Here is a 21,869-nt window from a genome sequence, read left to right as displayed (position 1 = left end):
TTATGACCCCCTACCTTTGGCAAACCGACAACCTAACACAAGCACTTGCTGACCTAAACCCAAGTTGGCATCATGCCAATCACTTTACTCGCAGCCAAAAAATCGCCACTGACACACGCAGTATCAATCAAGGTGATATTTTTTTGGCATTAAAAGGCGAAAACTTTGACGGACATGATTATGTCGCAACCGCTTTTGACAAAGGGGCATCTTTGGCGATTACCAGTCGTCAGGTGGGTGAGTTTGCTCAAATTGTGGTGAGTGATACTCGCCTAGCTTTGGGAAAACTTGGCAAATATCGCCGTGATGTTCATCCTGATTTGACAGTCATTGCTCTGACGGGTTCATCAGGCAAAACCACCACCAAAGAAATGCTTGGGGCGATTTTTGGGCAGTTTGCCCCCACGCTCATCACACGTGGTAATCTTAACAATGACCTTGGCGTGCCGATGATGCTGCTTGAGCTGACTGATGAGCATCGATTTGCTGTGATGGAGATTGGGGCAAACCATGTGGGTGAGATTGCTTATACCACATCTTTGGTGCGTCCTGATGTGGCGTGTGTACTCAATATCGGCACGGCTCATCTGGGCGAGTTTGGCGGACGAGAAAATATCGCCCGTGCCAAAGCCGAGATTTTTCAAGGACTTGGTGAAAATGGCGTGGCGGTATTGCCCTTTGGTGATGAGTTTTTTGACTTTTTAAAAAGCGAAAGTGATAAATTTACCAAGCAATACATCAGCTTTGGTGAGCGTGCTGAACGCCCTGATGTTGCCCTAGATTTTAATAAATTATCCCAAGCCGAGATTGATGAATTATCCACTTTAGATAGCGTGTTGGTTATGGGCGATGTGTTTGCTGATGACATAGAAGTGCACCCCACACACAGCACTTTTGATCTGGTGGCAAATTTGGCGGTAGATGAGATTGACAGTACAAATGTGAATCTGCCCTTTGTGGGTGAGCATAATGTCGGCAATGCTTTGGCAGCGGCAAGTTGTGCCATCGCTTTGGGCGTGCCAATAGACAAGATAAAATCAGGACTAGAAACTGCCACGCCCCCCAAAGGACGCCTAACTCGCATGGTGTTTGGTGAGCATACACTCATTGATGACACCTACAACGCCAACCCCAACTCCATTTTGGCGGCAGCACAGGTCTTGACAGCCGAAACGGCTCAAAAAATCTTGGTGCTGGGCGATATTGGTGAGCTGGGCGATGAAGCGGTCAGTGAGCATGGCAAGCTGGGAGCAGCATTAGCGGGCTTACAGATTGACCATATTTTGGCGGTGGGTGAGCTGATGGCACATTGTGTCAGTTGTGCCAATCAAGTCCGAGCAGAGTTGGCACAGCATTTTGCGACCAAAGCTCAATTATTGACACGTTTACAAGAATTATTAACAAAGGATACTGCCAGCGTGCTATTTAAAGGTTCACGCACCGCTCGTATGGAAACACTCATCCAAGATTTGATAGACACAAAGCAACAAGGCAAATGATATGTTATATTGGCTGATTGATTTTTTTGATATTTTAAGAAGTGATACCATCGCATCTTTGGGTTTGCGAAGTTTGTTGGCGGTAGTGAGCAGTTTTTTGATTGTCATTGTTATGGGCAAGCCTGTCATCGCCTATCTGCGTAATTTAAAATACGGTCAAGCAGTACGCACGGACGGTCCTAAAACGCATCTTGTCAAACAAGGCACACCAACCATGGGGGGCGTGCTGATTTTGGCGGCGATTGGCATTTCAACGCTGGCTTGGGCGGATTTGTCCAATCCTTATGTGTGGATTTTGATGGTGGTGATGGTCATTTTTGGGGCGGTCGGTTGGGCAGATGATTGGCTAAAAATCAAACATAAAAACCCCCAAGGCTTAATCGCTCGCAAAAAATATTTTTGGCTATCTGTCGGAGCGTTAATCGCTGGTGGCTCTTTGTATTATATTGCACTGCAACAAGACACCGCCACCATGCACGCCATGCAAGATTTGCTCATGCCTGTCTTTAAAAATTGGGTCATTCCTTTGTCTGCCATGCCATTTGGGCTTGGGTTCATCATTTTGACTTATTTTACCATCAATGGCACATCTAATGCGGTTAATCTGACTGATGGTTTAGATGGCTTGGTGGCACTGCCTGTGGTTTTGGTATCAGCAGGGCTTGGGGTATTTGCTTATGTGTCAGGTCATATGGAGTGGGCTCATTATTTGTCTGTGCCATACATCATCTATAATGGCGAGGTGGTGGTGGTTTGTGCATCCATCATTGGGGCGTGTTTGGGCTTTTTGTGGTACAATGCATCCCCTGCTGAGGTATTTATGGGTGATGTGGGGGCGTTGTCGCTAGGTGGCATGCTTGGCACGATGGCGGTGATGACACGTCAAGAGTTGGCATTTATCTTGATGGCGGGGATTTTTGTGGCAGAAGCTCTGTCGGTCATCGGGCAGGTGGGCTCTTATAAACTTCGCAAAAAACGCATTTTGCTCATGGCGCCTTTGCACCACCATTTTGAAGAAAAAGGACTCAAAGAAACCAAAGTGGTGATACGTTTTTGGATTGTGTGTATTATTTTGGTGGTACTTGGTTTGATGACATTAAAATTAAGATAATCAAACAAGCCGTTCAATCTGAATGGCTTTTTTGTTCGCTACTTAAATCCGAATCTGGCGATTTTATGGTAAAATTTAAAGATGTCAGACCGCCATGTTTTTAAATATTAACATTGTGATTATCTTGATAAAATTTAAAAAATAACCGCAAGCTTGTTTAAAAATACGCCAGTTCACATCACAGATTGTTTTAAAGCATGACAAAGGTCAAACACATCGTTTATTAGGAGTGTCTATGGATTATCTTGATGGTTTAAATTTTAACGCAGATGGACTGATTCCTGCCATTGCCCAAGACCGTGATACAGGGCGTATCATGATGATGGCATGGCAAAACCGTGAAGCGTTGGCATTGACCATTCAAACAGGACAGGCGGTATATTTTAGCCGTTCTCGTGGCAAACTGTGGCACAAAGGCGAAACAAGCGGACACTTTCAAATCGTTCATGAGATTTATACCGACTGCGATATGGATGTCATCACACTCGTCATCACACAGGTGGGGGGCATTGCTTGTCATACAGGACGACAAAGCTGTTTTTATCAAAAATTAGACAGCAAACGTGGTATCTGGCAGGCGGTGGATGACATCATTAAAGACCCAAATGAGATTTACGGCAAGGCAAATCAGTCTTGTGCAAACAGTATGATTATCAGTCAGCTTGATGGCATTTTAGATGAGCGTAAATCTGCTGATAAAGACAGCTCTTATGTGGCAAGTCTATATCACAAAGGGCTAAACAAGATTTTGGAAAAAGTGGGTGAAGAATCCACCGAAGCCATCATCGCTGCCAAAGAATTACAGCTTGTACAAAGTCAGCACCAAGATGACACCCAAGCAAAATCAGATGTGGTGTACGAAGTGGCGGACGTGTGGTTTCACAGCCTTGTAGCACTACATCAGCTAGGTTTATCTGGGGCGGACGTGTTAGATGAGCTTGGTCGGCGTTTTGGTTTGTCAGGCATTGATGAGAAAAATGCACGTATGGGCTGATTTGTGCTAGAATATCATTTTTAGATACGTCAAAGGGGGTAGTGTATGGGCAGTTTTTCAATCACGCATTGGCTGATTTTGCTTGTGGTGGTGGTGATTTTGTTTGGCACAAGCAAATTAAAAAACGCAGGCAAAGACCTAGGGCAAGCCGTCAAAGGCTTTAAAGACGCTGTCAAAGAAGAAGACAAACCCAAACTCACCACAGATGACACCAACGCCCAAAAAGCACAAGTAGAAGACATTAAGCTTAAAAAAGACGATTCGGTTTAAGACCTTATGTTTAATTTGGGGCTGTTTGAGCTTGGGCTGCTTGGGGTGATTGCACTGATTGTCCTAGGGCCTAAACAGCTCATCACTACCGCTCGTACGCTTGGTCGGTGGTATGGCAAATTTCGCCGTATGTCAGCACGCTTACAAAGTGAGCTGGTCAGCGAGCTGGAGCTTGCCGAAGTGCAAAACGCCCTAAAAGCTGAGATTGATGAAATTCGTGCGTCTGAGGCTCGCATGAAAGCCCAAATGCAAGAGCTACAAACCAAAATCCGCCAAACCGACCAAACCACCATTTTGCACAACCAACAAGAACGCCAAACCGACAAAGATAGCCATAACAATCCGCCCCATTTTGACAATCTGCCCTTAACGTATCGCTTTTTTTTGTTGGGCGATTATGACAAAAAACGCCGTCTGCCCCCGCCACCTTTTATGCCCAACTATAAAGCTGATAAATTGCTACATCAGGGGGGCGTGTGAGCGATTTAAACCTTGATAAATCCCAAGCTGTCAGTGATGATGGCGATATGCCACTGATGGCACATTTTGCCGAACTTCGCACTCGCTTTATCCGTATTTTTTTGGGCGTGGGTGTGGTATTTTTGTCGCTTGTGTATTTTAGCCGTCCACTTTATGACGCCATCTCCAACCCTTTGGTGGCGTTATTGCCAGATAATGCCAGTATCATCGCCACCCAAGTGGTGTCTGGATTTTTAGCACCGATTAAATTGGCGTTTTTTGTGGCGATATTTATCTGTGTGCCGTTTATCGTGGGTCAGCTTTGGGGTTTTGTGTCGCCTGCTTTATATAAGCACGAAAAACGTGCTGTCGTGCCATTGTTGTTGTCTGCCATCATTTTGTTTTATGTAGGGGTGGCGTTTGCGTATTTTGTGGTGCTGATACCTGCCTTAAAATTTTTGGTGTTGTTTGCTCCGGATAATGTTTTGCCCATGACAGACATTGAGAGCTATTTGGATTTTGTGGTAAAGTTATTTTTGGCATTTGGGTTGATGTTTGAGATACCTGTGGCGACTTTGCTGCTTGTGCTACTGAACATTGTCAGCCCAAAACAGCTTGCTGATAAACGCCGGTACATCATTGTGGGCTGTTTTTTTGTGTCTGCCATCATCACGCCCCCAGATGGCGCAAGTATGCTCATGCTTGCCATACCCATGTGTATTTTGTTTGAATTTGGATTGTTGATGGCAAAAATGCTCAAAAAACCTACCACCAAGGAGATTGTATGACCTTAAAGACCACACTAGAATACCGCCGTGCGGTGCGTGAATATTTGCCAACGCCGATTGACCCAAATGTTGTCAAAGAATGTTTAAAACTTGCCACGCTTGCTCCCACCAGTTCAAATATGCAACTGTATGAGCTGTATCACATCACCAATAAGGCGATTTTGACACGCCTTGCCAAAGCCTGCCTATCACAAAAATCTGCCACAACGGCTGATCAAATGGTGGTATTTGTGGTGCGTCCTGATTTGCACCGAGTGCGTGCTAAGTCCGTGTTTGAATTTGAAAAACAAAACGTTGCCACTTATAGTCCTGCCAATAAGGTGGCAGGACGCATCAAAAAATTTGACCAGTATTACAATTATTTGATGCCACTCATCTACTCCCAAAAACCCTTTGTGCCTGTGGCTCGTAGCACGTTGGCGTGTGTGGTGCAAAAACTTCGCCCCATGCAGGCTGATTTGTCCTATGATGACATGAGAGTGGTCATGCACAAAAGCTGTGGGCTGGTGGCTCAAACCTTTATGCTGGCGATGGCAGAGCAGGGGCTAGACACTTGTCCGATGGAGGGCTTTGATGGAGTGTATGTCAAGGAGATTTTGGCACTGCCAAAAGAGGCTGAAATAACAATGGTCGTCTCTTGTGGGCTGCGTAGTGAGCATGGCGTATGGGGCGAGCGATACCGTGTGCCATTTGATGTGGTGTATCGCTCCTTGTGAGTTAGGTTAGGGGCTGACAAATAGGGCAAAACACGCTGGCTCGTCCACCGATTTTGATGTTTTGTAGTGGCTCTTGGCAATTGACACAGGGTTTGTCTGCTCGCCCATAAGCCAGCAGAGTTTGCTGAAAATAGCCCGTTTTGCCTGCCCCCACTGTAAAATCTTTGAGCGTTGAGCCACCTTGTTCTATGGAGCGAGCAAGTATCATTTTGATATTTTCTACCAACATGGCAAGTTTGTCTTGGCTGAGTGTGTTGGCAGGTGTGGCAGGGTGAATCCCTGATAAAAAAAGGCTTTCTACGGCATAGATGTTGCCTACGCCCACCACCACTGATTGCTCCATAATGAGTGTTTTGATGGGCTTTTGGGTTTTTTGGGTAAATTTTAACAAATACTTCACATCAAAGGCGTCATCTAGGGGTTCAACACCCAGCTTATCCAAATATCGCTGACCATCTTTTGCCCACATCACCATGCCAAATCGCCTAGGGTCGTGATAATGCAAACGGACATCACCAAAGCCAAAAATCACATGGTCATGTTTGCGTGGGGTGGTGTTTGGGTGTTGTTGCAGACTACCTGACATCCCCAAATGGATAAGCAAATCCAACATTTGACCGTCTTTATCAAAAGATAATATCAAATATTTGGCACGGCGGACAGCACGAACAAAGGTCGCCCCCACCATCTCATCTAAATCATCAGGCACCAGCTCACGCAAACGACAGCCTGAGAGATAAATGTCATTGATGGTTTTGCCAATCAGGGGTGTTAGACTGGCTTTGGTGGTTTCTACTTCGGGTAATTCGGGCATGGTGTTGTCTTTGGTTATTGATATTGGTTTTCAGTGGGTGAAAAGCGAAAGATTTGCTCACGATTGATGGGTTTGATGTGTTCATAAACATCATCTGGTTTTTCGCCTGTATAGTGGATGGCAATGGGATAATAAGATGAGCCATCATTCACCACTTTAAACGTGCTGTCAAAGTCATAAGACAATGGACTGCCTTCTTCATACATGCCTGCATTATTGCCCCCTGCTTCGGCGACAAATACTGTACGCACATAATCATTTTCAGCTAAGAACAAAGCTTCCCACCACATCTCACAAGACCCTGTACTGCAATAACCATTGTCAATCAGGCTGCCTGTTAAATTTTTGCCAAGGGGCTGTATGTTTTTTGCAACGATTGTTAAGTCCAAATTTAATCGCCCCCAACTGCCTGTAAATTCATCATCTTTATTGCTTTTGCTGACCAACTGATACCCACCAGCCACCTGCTTAAAGATGTATAAATCCGCTTTGGCATAACCAACATGACCACTAATTAAATTTCCATCATCATTGATGGCAACTTTTTCAATCACCACCAGATGACGGGTTTGACCTTGGTGGTTTTGATAAGTTACAACAGGGTGCATGAGTGCTAAGGTTTTGCCGTCATCAAAATTTTCTGTCAGTCCGATGTGCGGATAGGCGGTTAAATCATCGTCATCAACATAATACTGCACCATCTTGCCAGCATATAAAGCACGCATGATGTGCTTAAATTCCAAGCTATCAACACGCACCTGTGCCATCTTGTGAGCAGAAAACGCTGACCAAGCAGGTTGGACAGTTAATGTTGATAAAACAAATGTTAGCATAGAGCATAGGAGTAAAAATCGTTTTTTCATGATGGCTCCTTCATGTTTTTATTGATTTTTCCTGTATTTAGGCACTTCTTCTGGCGTGCAGTACGCTTGGCTGCTGTTCTATTTTGGCAAGCAGGCGTGATAAATGAGCAATACCCGCCACTTCTACAAAAAATTTCATGTGGCAAGCACTGTCATCAGCAAAGACCGTTTCAGCTCGGTGGATATTCACCTTTTCTTTGTCAATGGTATTGACCAAATCACGTAACAAACCATCTCTGGGTAGGGCTTCTACCATGATGGTGATGGGCTGATAACGCCCAAACTCACTTTGCCAGCTTGCGTTTACGATACGTTCACTGTCTTTTTGGGCAAGACGAAGACACTCAGGGCAGTCTTTTTGGTGGATACTGACCCCTTGTGATTGGGTGATAAAACCCACGATAGGTTCACCATGCACGGGGTTGCAACATTTGGCAAGGTGTATCTCAACATTGTCTAGCCCATCAAGGTCAATTTTGTATTTGTTGGGGCGAGTGCTTTGTTTGATGTGAATGGTGGTTTCGGCAGGTGTGGGCGTGGGTGGTTGAATGCTCCCCATGATTTTGGTGGCGATTTGCGTTGCCCCAAGCTCACCCATAAACACCGCCAAACATAATTCATCTTCGTTGTGGCGGTCAAATTCACGGCAAATCTGCCCCAAATTCACTTGTGAAAGATTGATGCCCAACCGTTCAAACTCTTTGATGATGAGTGCTTTGCCGATTTGAATGTTTTTGTCTTTGTCTTGTTTATTAAACCATTGACGCAGTTTGCTTTTGGCACGAGCGGTATGGATATAGCCCAAAGCTGGCACCAGCCAATCACGATTTGGCTCACGGCTTGGGCGAGTAACTATCTCTACTTGGTCGCCTGTTTTGGGCTGGTGAGTCAGTGGTACATAGCGACCATTCACCCTTGCTCCTTGGGCGGTATTGCCCACACCTGTGTGTACATAATAAGCAAAATCTAGCACCGTTGCCCCTTTGGGAAGCTCTATGATGTCGCCATCTCTGCTAAATACATAGATTTGTTCGGTGTTTTCAAGGTCAAGCTCTTCATCGGTGGCGGTTTTGTCATTGCTTAAAAGCTGTCTTAATGAGCTGATTTTGGCGGTCAAATAATCATCGGTTTTGCCCTTTAAGCCTTCTTTGTAATTGACGTGGGAAGCTTTACCAAGTTCAGCTTCAAAGTGCATATCAAAGGTGCGAATTTGGATTTCTAGGGTGCGGTTTTGGGCGATGACAACCGTATGTAGTGATTTGTAGCCATTGGGCTTAGGATTGGTGATGTAGTCATCAAACTGCTCAGGCACGTGTCGCCATAAGCCATGCACCACCCCAAGCGTGTGGTAGCATTGGGCGTTTGTGCCAACAAGTACTCGCAATGCCCTGATGTCATAGAGCTGGTCAAAAGATAGGTTTTTCTTTTTCATCTTGCGATAGATGGAGTAGATGTGTTTGACACGTCCTGAAACTTCACACTCTATGCCAACTTTTTTAAGTTCATCTGTGAGTGTTTGTTTGACTTGTTCAATGTACAACTCACGTTCGCTGCGTTTTTCGGCAAGTAAGTTGGCGATTTGTTTGTACTCATCAGGGGCAAGATAACGAAACGCCAAATCTTCAAGCTCCCATTTAAGCTGAGCGATGGATAAGCGGTGAGCCAGTGGGGCATAGATGGTCATCACTTCACGAGCCACCCGTTTTTGGCGGTCAGCACTGGCAAAGGATAACTCACGCATGGCAAAGGTGCGTTCGGCAAGTTTAATCAAAACCGCACGCACGTCATTGGTGGTGCTGATGAGCATGCTATAGATGGTGGATAATTGCTCTTTGTTATTGCTGTTAAAATAATCTTCTAAGCGTTTGTTTTCTTCTATGGTTTCGGACAGTTTGCCCATCGCCAAGGTGTCAGCAACCAGTTGAGCAATCTCCGAGCCAAAATGCTGAGCCACTGTTTCTAAGCTGACAATCTCACGGCGGACGGTGCGATAAAGCATGGCGGCAACAAGGGCGGTTTCATCTTGAAATAGGTAGCACAAAATATCTGCCATGCCCACGCCTGTGATGTATGTGCCAGAGCGGGTAATGTGGGGGCGGTTTACTTGGGTTTTGACAAAATCGCAGGCTTTTTTTAGTACAGGCAACTCATCTTTGCCAATGCGTTTGGCGACACTGGCAAGCCACGCATCTATGTCAATGTCATCTTCGGACAAAGCTGATGGGGTGATTTTGGTGTCGGTGTGGTCATGTGTGGTGGCGAGTTTGCGTGTGCTAAGCTGGGCTTTGACATCAGGGGGTAGGGCATTTTGGATTTGGGCAACAAGCCCTGCTGCCATGCTTGCACTGTCTTGGTCGGTGCTACCGCGACCCTTATCGCTAAGTAGTGGCAAGCTGTCTCTGATTTGTACCATGCTTTATCCTTGTCTTATCAAGCTATAAAGACATTATGGCATTTTTAGGGGTATTTTTAAAGCCAAAACAGATAAAATTTGCCAGTTGCATGATGAATATAAAATTTCCAAAATATCAAAAACTGTGTTACAATAACACTCTTTCGCTTTTGATGACATCGCTATTTTTGTTTTGGTTTTTACCAACGGCACAAGCTTACATTCCATTTGGTTTACCCTGCCTAATATTTTGTTGCGATGATTTTGGTGTTTGATTTTAGTCATGTGATTAAAATGACAAACAAAACAGCGACAACCCACCCCTTCAAAATATTTGATTTTTATGGCATACCCTGGTTGCATGGTGTATTAGGGTCTTTTGTTGCTCATAAAATAATTTCATCAAGGGGCTTTTTGATTAGGTATTTTATGACACATCACCACGACAATTTTAGCACACAAACACACCCCCAAACTGCCACGACTTTTGATGAATTGGGTTTGCATCCATTGATTTTAAAGGCACTTAGCAAATCAGGCTACACCACCCCCACACCCATTCAGGCAGGAGCGATACCACACGCATTAGGCGGACGAGATTTACTGCTGTCCGCTCAAACTGGCTCAGGCAAGACGGCAAGCTTTGTGCTACCGATTTTGGATAAGCTGGCTAAAACCCCCAAAGCCAAACCTGAACACACAGGGGATTTTAGCCAAAAATCCCACCGCAAGCACCAAAAAGTTGCCATCAAAGCCTTGATATTAACACCCACACGTGAGCTTGCCATGCAAGTTCAAGACAATGTGCGTAAATACAGCAGCTGTATGAAAGGCGTGTTTAGCGTACCGCTTGTTGGTGGTGCTCCTTATGGTGGACAAATCCGAGCTTTAACTAAGGGTGTGCAAATCATCATCGCCACCCCTGGCAGACTGATTGACCACATCAATGATGGGCGCGTGGATTTGTCAGAGCTTGATGTGTTGGTGCTTGATGAAGCTGACCGTATGTTGGACATGGGTTTTGCTGATGCGATAGAGACGATTCTTGCCCAAGTGCCAACCGACCGCCAAACATTGATGTCATCTGCCACATGGGATGGACAAGTTGGTAAAATCGCTGAAAGCTTTACAAACAATCCAGAGCGTGTCTCCATCAAGGTGCAGTCGGCACATATTGATGAAAGTGTGTATTTTTGTGATGATTTTAATCATAAAAACAAGCTGTTATCTGCACTTTTATCTGATGAAAACATCGGGCAGGCGATTATATTTACTGCCACCAAACGTAGCACCGAACAGCTTGCACAGACCTTAAATGACCAAGGCTTATCTGCTCGCTATTTGCATGGCGATTTGCCACAAGGCAAGCGTAACCGCATCATCACGGACGTAAAAACAGGCAAATGTGATTTTTTGATTGCCACTGATGTCGCCGCTCGTGGTATTGATATTGCTACCATCAGTCATGTGGTTAATTACGATTTGCCCCGTCAGGTAGAAGATTATGTACATCGCATTGGGCGTTGTGGGCGAGCTGGGCGTACAGGTGTGGCGATGAATTTGTGCAGTCGTGATGACCACCGCCAGCTAAGCCACATTAATCGCTATTTGGGGCGAGACATGAAAACGTGTGTCATCACAGGCTTAGAACCCAAATTTACCCCCAAAAAAGGCGATGATAAACGCAAAAATACCCGCAAAAAATTTGATAAAAATGAGCGTTTCAGCAGACGTGCAGACAAATCAGGTGATTTTTATCAAACATCTCGCGAGCGTGCTTTTGATAAATTTGGCAAAATTGACAGCCCCTATGAGCGTTTTGGTCGCTTGGAGTGTACCGAAAAATCTGAGCATTTTGGCAAAAAAGATAAAGGCTTTGATGGTACAGAACATGGTTATCACCCCAAAAGCGGACTGTATGGCAAAAAGACCAGACAAGCGGTCAGCGATGGTGGAGTATACCAAGCCAAAAGTCATGCCAGTCATGTCAAAGGTGCTAAGCGTGATGATGGATTTAAGGGCAGGTCTTTGGGGTCATCATTTGTCCGTGCCGAGCGTGATGTTGATGGGGCTGGCAAAAAAGTCAGGGGCGATGGCGTTGGCAAAAAATCTTTTCATGCGTCTTACGCCAAAAAACAAAAACCCATAGAAGAAGTGTTTTTTAACAAACGCCAAGCCAAAAAAAGCAGACGTTTTGGCGATTTGTAGCTTTGCTTGATATTAAAAATCCGCCCAAAGGAGGATTTTTGATTGGGTCAGTCCTTTTTGGGCTTAATCTCACTTCTGAACTTTTGACCTGCCTTAAAAGTAACCACACGGCGTGCCTTGACGGGGATTTCTTCGCCGGTTTTTGGGTTGCGACCGGGGCGGGATTTTTTGTCTTTGAGCTCAAAATTGCCAAACCCTGACAACTTGACTTCTTTGCCGTCAGCAAGACTTTGGCTGATTTCACGAAAAAAAGTATCCACAATCAAGCGAGCATCTTGGCGAGGCATACGCAGACGAATGGTAAGGTGGTCTATCATGTCGGCTTTGGTTAATGTACTCATGAGATTTCCTTAGTTTGGCATGACTAGCTATCACGAAGCTGGGCGTTAAATGTATCAGTCAAGGCAACAATCACTTTATCCATCGCGTGTTTGATGGCATCATCATCAAGCGTGGCATTGGGGTTTTGCAAGGTCATGGTAAAGGCAAAAGATTTTTTGCCCTGTGGCAGTTTGTCGCCTTGATAGACATCAAACAGCACCAAATCGGTCAAATGCTCACCCACTGACTGCCAAACCGTCTGAGCGACATCTTGCCATGACAAAGAGGTGTCCACCAAAAATGCCAAATCACGATGAACGCTTGGGAATTTGCTTGGTAGAGCAATGGCTTTTATGCTTTGATGGAGTTTGATGAGCTTGTTAAGCTCAAACTGAGCCACCCATATCACAGGCAAATCAAGCTCATCACAGATGGCAGGGTGTAGCTGACCAAAATAGCCAATATGCTCGCCATCAACAAACAAATTGGCACTTTGACCGGGGTGCAAAAATGCCAAATCAGCACGCTGATAGTCAATGCTGGCTGTATTAAGATGGCTGGGGAGCAGGTTTTCCACATCGCGTTTTAGGTCAAAAAAGTCCATTGCTGGCGTGTTGTGCATGGTGTTTGGTGCGTTTGCCGTGGCAATCAGGGCAAGACTTGGGGTTTGTTGTAGCTTGGCAACGGTTTTGCCCACAAAGCTCAAACCGGTCTCAAACAAACGCACACATGACTGCTGGCGATTTAGGTTGTATTGCACAATCGGCAACAAACTTGACAACAGCGTACGTCTCATCACTGCAAGCTCAGATGAGATGGGGTTGGCAAGTGCCAAAATCTCACCCAATTTGTCATCATCAAGCAGTTTTTCTAGTTTTTCATCACAAAAACTAAAACTCACCGCTTCAAAATACCCTGTATTTGCCAGTTTGAGTTTGAGCGTATGTGTCAGGTCAGCACTATCATCATAACGCATATCCACCGCAAACTCTGGCAGGCGTGGGGCGATGTTGTTGTAGCCATACACACGAGCTATCTCTTCGATGATGTCTTCGGCGATGTTTAGGTCAAAACGATGACTTGGGGGCAGGCATTTTAGGTGTTTGCCATCAAAGGTGGTGTGGATTTCTAGGTGATTTAGCAAATCCACCACATCATTGGCGATAAGTGTAATACCAAGCAGGTTTTCAACTTTGCTAAACGGCACATTGATAAGTTGTCGTTTTGGCAGTTTGTCCACAGTTTCTACGCAAGTGATTTGACCGACTTGCCCTTTGGCAATCTGTGCTATCAGCGTGGTGGCACGGTCAAGAGCGATTTTTGGTAGCTCAAAATCCACCCCACGTTCAAAGCGTTGGCTGGCATCTGTATGTAGCCCAAAACGTCTGGCACGCCCTGCGATGGCAAGCTGATTAAAATGAGCTGATTCTAGCACGATATTTGTGGTGCTGTCTGTTACGGCTGAGCGTAAAACACCCATCACGCCCGCCAAAGCAAGCACACCAACATCATCAGCAATCACCAGCTCATCGCCTGTCAGCGTGATGGTTTGCTCATTTAGTAGCTTGGCGGTCTCGTCTTTGTGGGCAAAACGCACCACAATATCCCCAACGATTTTGTCGGCATCAAAAGCGTGCAAGGGCTGTCCTAGCTCTAAAAGCACATAGTTGGTAACGTCCACCAAAAAATCATGGGTGCGTAAACCACTAGAAATCAGTGCGTCTTTGAGCCATTTTGGTGTGGTGGCGGTGCGGTCAATCTCCGTGATATATTGAGCAAGATAACGTGGGCAAGCATCATCATCTGCCACGCTAACGCCGACAGCTTTATCGGTGGTGGGAGCGGTGGTGCTGATGGTTGGGCGGTTTAGGGGCAACTGATTTGCCACGCTTATCTCACGAGCCAAACCCAACACGCTTAGGCAATCGCCACGGTTGGGGGTAATTGCCACATCAAAAATCTGTCCATTTAGTCCCAAATACTCACGCACATCTGTGCCAATGGGAGCATCATCATCCAGTTCGAGCAGCCCATCAATCTCATCTGTCAGCCCAAGTTCGGAAGCGCCACAAAGCATGCCTTGGCTTTCTACGCCACGCAATTTGCCTTTTTTGATGGTAAAGGGCTTGCCATCAATCGGGGGTAGTACAGCACCTATGGTAGCAACTGCCACATTTAGTCCCACACGCACATTGGGTGCACCGCAGACGATTTGCAAAGGTTCATCCGCACCAATATTGACGGTGGTAACTTTTAGTCTGTCAGCATCAGGGTGAGCGGTGTAGCTGATGACTTGACCGACCACCACACCTGTAAAGGGTGGGGCAATCATTTGTATATCGTCCAGTTCTAGCCCAAGCATGGTGAGCTGTTCGCCCAGTTCTTCTGAGGTGTTGGTGGGGTTTACCCATTGTCTTAGCCAGTTTTCGCTGATTTTCATAATAAACTCTAATTGGTGGCGATTTGCCAAATTGTTCAAATTTTAATCTAATTTTAGCAAGCTGATAGCTTTTGTGATGTTGATGCTCGCTTCGGTTGCTGTTTAGGCAAATTGTTTTAAAAAGCGGACATCGTTTTGGAAAAACACCCTTAAATCATCAATGCCATAATACAACATGGCAAATCGCTCAATCCCCAGCCCAAAGGCAAAGCCTGTGTACTGCTCAGGGTCTATGCCACAGTTGCGTAGCACTTGGGGGTGTACCATGCCACAGCCAAGCACTTCTAGCCATTTGCCAGTATCGGATAAAATATCCACTTCGGCGGACGGCTCAGTAAATGGAAAAAACGAAGGGCGAAAACGTACGGTCAGCTCTTTGCCAAAAAACGCATTTAAAAACTCATGAATCACCCCTTTGAGCTCGGCAAAACTGCTGGATTTGCTAATCATCAGTCCTTCCATTTGGTGAAACATGGGTGAGTGCGTTTGGTCGCTGTCGCATCGATACACTCGTCCTGGGCAAATGATACGCAAAGGTGGCTCGCTGTTTTCCATCGTGCGAATCTGAACACTACTGGTGTGCGTGCGTAGCAAATAATGGGCATCAAAATAAAACGTGTCATGCATGGCACGAGCAGGGTGATGGCTTGGGATATTGAGTGCTTCAAAATTATAATAATCGCTCTCTACTTCTGGACCTGTCGCCACGCTAAATCCTGCTTGGACAAAAAACTGTTTCATGCGTTCGGTGGTGAGCGTGATGGGGTGTAGTCCGCCTTGGGTGATGTGGCGAGCTGGCAGGCTGATGTCAATCTGCTCGCTGGCAAGTTTGGCGTGTAGGGCAAGTTTGGCAAGTTTGTCGTTTTGCTCATCAAAGGCACTGCCGATGCGTGTGCGTAGCTCGTGCAGATATGCCCCATAGCGTTTTTTGCCGTCAGCGTCTAGCGACCCCATTTGTTTAGATAAGGCACTGATGGGGGATTTTTTGCCTTGTAATAATGCACGAAGTTCTGACAGGCTTTTTTCATCATGAGTATTGGCAATCAGTTCAAGCACACGCTCACCAAATTGAGTAAAGTCTTGTTCGGTCAGCTTAGTCAGTTGTTCGCTGGCTAGGTTAGGAATGGTTATTGTATTCATATTTGGCTTAAAAGTTTACAAAAATTCACGATATTTTAAAGAATTATCAACGTATTAGCAATGTTTTATCTGAAAAATTCAACATTTTGTCGGATTTTTAGGCGAAATGGTGGCAATCAGATGACTTTTGAAAAACGTTGGGGAGATTTGTGGGTTAAGTATTCATCAAAAACAGCAGCCACATGACGAGCCAAAATACGCCCTTTGGGTAGGATTTGCACGCCCCAATCGCTGATGCTCAGTAGCTCATCGTTTGCCATTTTTTGCAGTTGTGCCAGCTCTTTGGCAAAATACTGTCTGCTGTCTATGCCAAAACGTGCGTCTAAGTCATCAAATACCAAGCGGTCATGACACAATAAACCCATAATCACATCTTTGCGTAGAGCATCTTTGTCATTGCTTTGTATGTGTTTGACCGCAGGCAGGACGTGGGCATTGATTTTTGCTTGATAATCTGCCAAGGCGGTGGGATTTTGGGTGATGTGCTGACCGATTTGGCTGATGGACGACACGCCAAATCCTAACAAATCACACTCGCCCAAGATGGTATAACCTTGAAAATTGCGGTGAAGCTTACCAGCTCGTTGAGCGACCGCCAGCTCATCATCTGGTTTGGCAAAATGGTCAATACCCACATATTGATAACCTGCTGATGTTAGGCTTAAAATGGCGTTTTTAAACATGGCAAGTTTGTCGTTGGGGCTTGGTAGGTCATCACCACGAATGCGTTTTTGGGGAGCAAAACGCTCAGGCAGGTGAGCGTAGTTAAACACCGACAAACGCTCAGGCGATAAAGCGATGATGGCATCTAGCGTTTGGGCGAAGCTTTTGGGGGTTTGATGGGGCAGTCCATAAATCAAATCTACATTGATAGAACCAAAATCAAGAGCTTTTGCATCTGCCATAACCGCATTAATCAAAGCGACAGGCTGAACACGATTGACAGCGATTTGTACCGTTTCATCCAAATCTTGCACCCCAAAAGACAAGCGATTTACCCCCAATGATTTTAATATGGGTAAGGTGTCAGGGCGAAGTTCTCTGGGGTCAATCTCAACGGAATAATCGCCGTTTGGGTCAAGTGTAAAATGTGTTTGTAAAAACTGCCAAAGTTTGGTGAGTTCATCATCGCTTAAAAAAGTGGGTGTGCCACCTCCTAAGTGGATTTGTTTGACAATTGGCGTGCCTGATAAGAGCGATTTTTTGTGCAAAATTTCAGCAAATAAATAATCCAAATAGTCGCCAGCATCACTGTTTTTTTTGGTGATGATTTTGTTACAGCCACAGTAATAGCACAAATGCCGACAAAATGGAATGTGGACATACAGCGACAAAGCCGTGTCAAGGTCGCGATTTTGTAAAATCTGCTCTTCTGCCCCATCTGCCATCGGAGCAAATTCTAAGGCGGTGGGGTAGGACGTATAGCGTGGGGCTTGATGGTTGTATTTTTGAATTAGGGCTTCATCAAAACTAACGGACGCAAAATGGGCTGTGTTCATGGCTGTCAAATGATGGCTGTGGGGTATGTTTGTTTTAGTCTATTTTACTACAAAAACCATTAATTTTCAGTAGTATAAATAAAATAAACATCAGCCAGCATTGATGATGATTTTGTGATGTCAGTTTTGATGGGTCGGACTGTTCAACAAAAAAAACCTGCTCAAAGGCAGGTTTTATGCGTGTGGCAGATTATGCCAAAGCAGTTTTTGCTTTTTCGCAGATGACAGTAAAGCTTGCTGCATCATGCATGGCAATGTCTGCTAGGATACGGCGGTCAATCTCAACATTTGCTTTTTTTAAGCCATTGATAAGACGACTATAAGACAAGCCATTTAGGCGAGCACCTGCATTGATACGAGCAATCCACAGACGGCGGAAAGAGCGTTTTTTGTTGCGACGGTCGCGATAAGCATATTGACCTGCTTTCATCACGGCTTGAACGGCAACACGATACACACGAGAGCGAGCTCCGTAGTAACCTTTTGCACGAGCAAGTACTTTTTTATGACGGCGATTTGCCTGTACACCACGTTTTACACGAGCCATTTTATTCTCCTAAATTATAGATAAGGGCACATACGGCGGATTGATGGAACGTCAGCGACATGAACCATGACACAACCACGAAGTTGGCGGATACGCTTAGGAGATTTTTTGGTGAGAATGTGGCGTTTGAACGCTTGCTTGCGTTTGAAGCCGTTTGCGGTTTTTTTGAAACGCTTTGCCGCACCACGTTTGGTTTTTAGTTTCATAATAGCCTCTTTAAATAAAAATCGGTTATCCGATTATCAACCTTTTTGCTAATTTGGATTAGCGGAAGGTGGGACGGCTATTATAGGGCATTATTGAGCAAATTGCAAGAATTGTTTACTGTTGGTTGTTTGTATTTAAACGAGCTGATTATCATTTTGTATCTGATGAGCATTGAGTGTTTTGTGGTGTTAAAAACAGACAAGAGAGTGTTGGTGCTTTTTAATGGCTTTATTAGTCATCAATAAAATTTTATTAATGGCAGTATGGGTAAATTATTGCCAATTTTGATGTGCATTTATCCTTATGCACATAATGTTTTGGTTATCACAACATAAATTAGGTGAATTTTTGGGCTTGATGTGATGAGTGTGTGTCTAGGAGCTGATTTGTGGTATTTACAATTATTTTTAAGATTGATATGATGGTTTGTATTAATCACACAGGAGAGATTTTATGTTTAAAAGTTTTGCCTCAGATGCCTTAGGTTTATCCGATATTGGTAAAATCATACCGCCAAGCCAGTTTAACCAAACTGACATTGATGATTATATTTTTCATGAAGACAACGAAAAAATTTATTTTGTCATCAAATCCAAATCAGACGAATATTGCTTTACCAATTTGGCGTTTATCCATCTGGACGGACAGTCTGCCACAAGCAAAAAACGCTTGCTCAAACGCTATCCCTACCGCCATTATGCCCCAAGTGATGTGATGATAGAGACCGCAGGCACGATGGATTTGGATGTGGAGCTAAAATTTAGTTTGGGTGGTATGGCGTTTAGCATTGATATTGATAAAGCCCAAATAGAAGGCGTGCGTGATATTTATAAAGCCCTAAGTGCCATCGCTGATAAATGTGCCACCATCAAGCAAAATGAGCATATTTTAAACAAATCCTTTGATAGTGTGGTGGGGATGTTTGGTCTAAAAGCGTTGCCTGAAACGGTGATTTTAAATTTGCCTGACATCATCAATCAAACCACACACCAAGTAGAATCAAGCTATCATGAGCGTTTGTTACACATTCGCCAATATGATTTTGGGGCAGTATTTGAGCATTATTTGCGTGGCTGATTGGAGGTTTGTTTAGGTGGTGAGTGCGTGTTTTAGATTGGCTTTTGCTTTTTGCTCAAGGAGCTGATAAAAATAGGGTGTCAAAAATAGTGGTGATTGCTGATAAAACATTTTGAGGATTTGGCGGCGTTTTAGGGTATAAAACCAAGTATGAACATGGCTGTATTCTTGACGGATTTGGTGATTATATTGCATAAAACGTTGCCAATCCGCCCCCAAAATCGCCAAATCTATATCCAATAGATAATCCAAATCGCCATCGCCCAAGGTGTTTTTGTGATCTTGAGTGGTTAAGATATAATGATAGATTGTGTCTAGCTCATTTTCGGTCACTTTACCAGATAATGCAGATTTGGCAAAGTTGGCACTGTCTTGTTCGTTACTGCTACTTTTGGGCTGATAGATGACATCATGATAAAACAGTGCCAAAGCGACCACTTTGGGGCTTTTTAGTTGATGTTTGATGTCATCAAAATAAGCAAAACATTCATGCAAGTGTGTTAGGTTGTGATAATGACGGTGGCTTTGCTGGTAGTGTGTCATGAGTGTATCAAACAAGACAGTATAATCATCGCCCTGCCAAAGACTTTGCCACTGTTTTTGTAAAAAGCAAGATAGGTTATTCATCAGATTTTTTATAAAAGTTATACCAAAACCACCAAAAAAGTTTGCTTAGCCCCAAACCTAAGAACAACCCAAAAAATATGCTCATTGCTTGTGTCATCTGTGTGCCTGTACGATAAAACAACGGGGTGATGGCATTGCCATCTAGGAGATAGATGGTTTCAAACGGATCGCCCATGCTATCCGTCCACTGTTTTAAATGCCAATTGCCATCGCTGTTTTGGCTAAGCTCCATGCGTAAGACATTGTCAGATTGCCATTGCCTAGGTGTATCACACAGCCGATAAGCGTTGGGGTTTTGTCTGATTTGCTCTAAGGGATGGATGGGATAATCGCTGGGGCTATCACTTATTTTGTCAGCACAAATACCAAAATGTTTTATATGGGTGGCAGGTCTAAAATCAGGCTTGGCAAACTGATAATACAGCGTGGCACATAATGCCCAGCACAATACAAATACGCCAAAACGCAATAAACGGCGTGTCAGTGCCATAAGCAGACGGCAAAGCGTAGGCGGTAATTTTGCCATGTAAACTTAAGTTGCGATAATTAGTGGTGATAAATTGGTGTTGCAATCAATCCGCTCGTGATAAATTGCTTGTAATAAAAAGCCACTTGCATACGCAAATGGCTTTTTTGGGTTTATTTTAGCACTTCTGCCATGGCATTGGCGACATACTCAACGTTTTTGTTGTTTAAGCCGGCAATACACATACGCCCATTTTCTACCATATAAACAGCAAATTCGTCTCTTAGGCGAATGACTTGCTCTTTGGTTAGCCCTGTAAAGCTAAACATACCACGTTGTTTGGTAAAATAGCTAAAATCACGCTCGGGCAGCTTGGCACTTAGGGTGTCTTGGAGTTTTTGACGCATATCACGGATACGGTCTCGCATTTCATAGACTTCACCAACCCATTGATTATAAAGCGTTTCATCATTCATCACAATATCCACCACCGCATTACCATGAGCTGGTGGGCTAGAATAGATACGGCGGACGGTAAATTTTAGCTGACCTAAGACAGTATCTGCTTCTTCTTTGGTGGGACAGACCACTGACAGACCGCCAACACGCTCACCATAAAGTGATAGGTTTTTGGAAAATGAGTTGGAAACAAAAATGTTCAAACCCATCTCTACGGCACGGTGAATGGCGTACACATCACCTTCCATGTCTTCACCAAAGCCTTGATAGGCGATGTCCATAAAGGCGATAAGCTCTTTGTCTTTGATGATACTAAGCAAGCTGTCCCATTGCTCATTAGTCAAATCCACGCCAGTAGGGTTGTGGCAACATGGGTGTAAAAGTACCACATCATGTTTGTTTAAGTCTTTAAGAAACTTGCACATGTCATCAAATTTGACACCAATGGTCGCCCCATCATAATAAGGATATTTGCCCACTTCAATGCCTGCACCTTCAAAGATGCTGATGTGGTTGCCCCATGTCGGGTCAGACACATAGCATTTGGCAGATGGGAACCACTCGTGAATAAAGTCTGCCCCCACTTTTAATGCTCCAGAACCCCCCAAAGTGGCAATGGTCGCCACACGTCCTTGTTTGAGTACGTCGCTGTCTGCCCCAAACAGTAAGTTTTGGCACGCTTTTTTGTAGCCTGCCAAGCCATCCATTGGTAGATAGCCACGGGGGCGGGGTGGGTTGGCAATTTGGCTTTCGGCGGTTTTGACGCATTCAAGCACGGGCAGCTTGCCATCTTCGGTATAATACACGCCCACACCAAGATTGACTTTGATGTCGGTGCGTGGGTCATTGGCAAATTTGTCCATCAAGCCCAAAATTGGGTCGCCAGCGTAGGGGGTAACGTGTTCAAACATAGGATTTCCTTAGGTTGTGAGTGAAAAAACACAAGATACCAAATCTCATCAGTATAACGTA

Annotated in this window: 21 protein-coding genes; 9 read left to right on the top strand and 12 right to left on the bottom strand. The window is 44.7% G+C overall.

Features of this window, described 5'->3' with window-relative positions; genetic code table 11:
- Positions 1-2: 2 nt before the first annotated feature.
- The 7 genes from murF (at position 3) to CEW93_RS06120 (ending at position 5,837) form a co-directional block, all read left to right on the top strand.
- Positions 3-1,499 carry a UDP-N-acetylmuramoyl-tripeptide--D-alanyl-D-alanine ligase gene (gene murF, locus CEW93_RS06150; RefSeq protein WP_089539573.1) on the top strand — a complete coding sequence of 499 codons (1,497 nt, stop codon included), beginning with the start codon at positions 3-5 and terminating at the stop codon, positions 1,497-1,499.
- Between the two features lies 1 nt (position 1,500).
- A complete protein-coding gene (gene mraY, locus CEW93_RS06145) occupies positions 1,501-2,610 on the top strand; it encodes a phospho-N-acetylmuramoyl-pentapeptide-transferase (protein WP_089539572.1) in 1,110 nt (369 codons plus the stop codon).
- Between the two features lie 235 nt (positions 2,611-2,845).
- A complete protein-coding gene (gene hisIE / locus CEW93_RS06140) occupies positions 2,846-3,604 on the top strand; it encodes a bifunctional phosphoribosyl-AMP cyclohydrolase/phosphoribosyl-ATP diphosphatase HisIE (RefSeq protein ID WP_089539571.1) in 759 nt (252 codons plus the stop codon).
- 45 nt (positions 3,605-3,649) lie between these two features.
- Positions 3,650-3,874 carry a Sec-independent protein translocase subunit TatA gene (gene tatA / locus CEW93_RS06135; RefSeq protein ID WP_089539570.1) on the top strand — a complete coding sequence of 75 codons (225 nt, stop codon included), beginning with the start codon at positions 3,650-3,652 and terminating at the stop codon, positions 3,872-3,874.
- Between the two features lie 6 nt (positions 3,875-3,880).
- A complete protein-coding gene (locus CEW93_RS06130) occupies positions 3,881-4,354 on the top strand; it encodes a twin-arginine translocase TatA/TatE family subunit (protein ID WP_089539569.1) in 474 nt (157 codons plus the stop codon).
- A gap of 47 nt (positions 4,355-4,401) precedes the next feature.
- Positions 4,402-5,121, top strand: a complete 720-nt coding sequence (gene tatC / locus CEW93_RS06125) for a twin-arginine translocase subunit TatC (protein WP_089539602.1) — start codon at positions 4,402-4,404, stop codon at positions 5,119-5,121.
- Positions 5,118-5,837, top strand: coding sequence for a nitroreductase family protein (locus CEW93_RS06120; protein WP_089539568.1), 720 nt, complete (start codon positions 5,118-5,120; stop codon positions 5,835-5,837). The genes tatC and CEW93_RS06120 overlap by 4 nt, the downstream gene beginning before the upstream one ends.
- Position 5,838: 1 nt before the next feature.
- Here the strand turns inward: CEW93_RS06120 and mutM are convergent, their stop codons facing one another.
- From mutM to CEW93_RS06105, 3 genes are read right to left on the bottom strand one after another with little or no spacing between them, the layout of a single operon-like run.
- Positions 5,839-6,651 carry a bifunctional DNA-formamidopyrimidine glycosylase/DNA-(apurinic or apyrimidinic site) lyase gene (mutM, locus tag CEW93_RS06115; protein ID WP_089539567.1) on the bottom strand — a complete coding sequence of 271 codons (813 nt, stop codon included), beginning with the start codon at positions 6,649-6,651 and terminating at the stop codon, positions 5,839-5,841.
- A gap of 14 nt (positions 6,652-6,665) precedes the next feature.
- Complete coding sequence (locus CEW93_RS06110; protein WP_089539566.1) at positions 6,666-7,514, bottom strand: hypothetical protein; 849 nt, start codon at positions 7,512-7,514, stop codon at positions 6,666-6,668.
- A 37-nt stretch (positions 7,515-7,551) separates the two neighbouring features.
- A complete protein-coding gene (locus CEW93_RS06105) occupies positions 7,552-9,927 on the bottom strand; it encodes a bifunctional (p)ppGpp synthetase/guanosine-3',5'-bis(diphosphate) 3'-pyrophosphohydrolase (RefSeq protein ID WP_089539565.1) in 2,376 nt (791 codons plus the stop codon).
- Positions 9,928-10,335: 408 nt separating this feature from the next.
- On the opposite strand from CEW93_RS06105, the gene CEW93_RS06100 reads away from it, so the two are divergent.
- Positions 10,336-12,114, top strand: coding sequence for a DEAD/DEAH box helicase (locus CEW93_RS06100; protein ID WP_089539563.1), 1,779 nt, complete (start codon positions 10,336-10,338; stop codon positions 12,112-12,114).
- Positions 12,115-12,161: 47 nt separating this feature from the next.
- Here the strand turns inward: CEW93_RS06100 and CEW93_RS06095 are convergent, their stop codons facing one another.
- The 6 genes from CEW93_RS06095 to rpmI all read right to left on the bottom strand — a co-directional run bounded on the left by CEW93_RS06095 (position 12,162) and on the right by rpmI (position 18,270).
- The gene (locus tag CEW93_RS06095; protein ID WP_089539562.1) at positions 12,162-12,455 is read right to left on the bottom strand and encodes an integration host factor subunit alpha; all 294 of its coding nucleotides are present in this window, start codon (positions 12,453-12,455) and stop codon (positions 12,162-12,164) included.
- A gap of 23 nt (positions 12,456-12,478) precedes the next feature.
- Complete coding sequence (gene pheT / locus CEW93_RS06090) at positions 12,479-14,875, bottom strand: phenylalanine--tRNA ligase subunit beta (protein WP_089539561.1); 2,397 nt, start codon at positions 14,873-14,875, stop codon at positions 12,479-12,481.
- 102 nt (positions 14,876-14,977) lie between these two features.
- The gene (gene pheS / locus CEW93_RS06085) at positions 14,978-16,015 is read right to left on the bottom strand and encodes a phenylalanine--tRNA ligase subunit alpha (RefSeq protein ID WP_089539560.1); all 1,038 of its coding nucleotides are present in this window, start codon (positions 16,013-16,015) and stop codon (positions 14,978-14,980) included.
- 116 nt (positions 16,016-16,131) lie between these two features.
- Positions 16,132-17,514, bottom strand: coding sequence for an oxygen-independent coproporphyrinogen III oxidase (gene hemN, locus CEW93_RS06080; RefSeq protein WP_089539559.1), 1,383 nt, complete (start codon positions 17,512-17,514; stop codon positions 16,132-16,134).
- Between the two features lie 190 nt (positions 17,515-17,704).
- On the bottom strand, positions 17,705-18,061 hold the full coding sequence (gene rplT, locus CEW93_RS06075) for a 50S ribosomal protein L20 (RefSeq protein WP_089539558.1): 357 nt from the start codon (positions 18,059-18,061) through the stop codon (positions 17,705-17,707).
- A 14-nt stretch (positions 18,062-18,075) separates the two neighbouring features.
- Positions 18,076-18,270 carry a 50S ribosomal protein L35 gene (gene rpmI, locus CEW93_RS06070; RefSeq protein WP_089539557.1) on the bottom strand — a complete coding sequence of 65 codons (195 nt, stop codon included), beginning with the start codon at positions 18,268-18,270 and terminating at the stop codon, positions 18,076-18,078.
- A gap of 451 nt (positions 18,271-18,721) precedes the next feature.
- Between rpmI and CEW93_RS06065 the strand changes: the two genes are divergently transcribed.
- Positions 18,722-19,345 carry a PH domain-containing protein gene (locus CEW93_RS06065; protein WP_089539556.1) on the top strand — a complete coding sequence of 208 codons (624 nt, stop codon included), beginning with the start codon at positions 18,722-18,724 and terminating at the stop codon, positions 19,343-19,345.
- Between the two features lie 12 nt (positions 19,346-19,357).
- Here the strand turns inward: CEW93_RS06065 and CEW93_RS06060 are convergent, their stop codons facing one another.
- The 3 genes from CEW93_RS06060 to CEW93_RS06050 all read right to left on the bottom strand — a co-directional run bounded on the left by CEW93_RS06060 (position 19,358) and on the right by CEW93_RS06050 (position 21,808).
- A complete protein-coding gene (locus CEW93_RS06060) occupies positions 19,358-19,972 on the bottom strand; it encodes a hypothetical protein (protein WP_089539555.1) in 615 nt (204 codons plus the stop codon).
- Positions 19,965-20,498, bottom strand: coding sequence for a hypothetical protein (locus CEW93_RS06055; RefSeq protein ID WP_143822764.1), 534 nt, complete (start codon positions 20,496-20,498; stop codon positions 19,965-19,967). The genes CEW93_RS06060 and CEW93_RS06055 overlap by 8 nt, the downstream gene beginning before the upstream one ends.
- Before the next feature lie 113 nt (positions 20,499-20,611).
- Complete coding sequence (locus CEW93_RS06050; RefSeq protein WP_089539553.1) at positions 20,612-21,808, bottom strand: amino acid aminotransferase; 1,197 nt, start codon at positions 21,806-21,808, stop codon at positions 20,612-20,614.
- Between the last annotated feature and the right edge of the window lie 61 nt (positions 21,809-21,869).

It is taken from the genome of Moraxella sp. VT-16-12 (assembly GCF_002224245.2).
GTDB lineage: Bacteria > Pseudomonadota > Gammaproteobacteria > Pseudomonadales > Moraxellaceae > Moraxella.
Note: the sequence above shows the minus strand (reverse complement) of the source record. Positions and strands in the feature narration are given on the sequence as shown.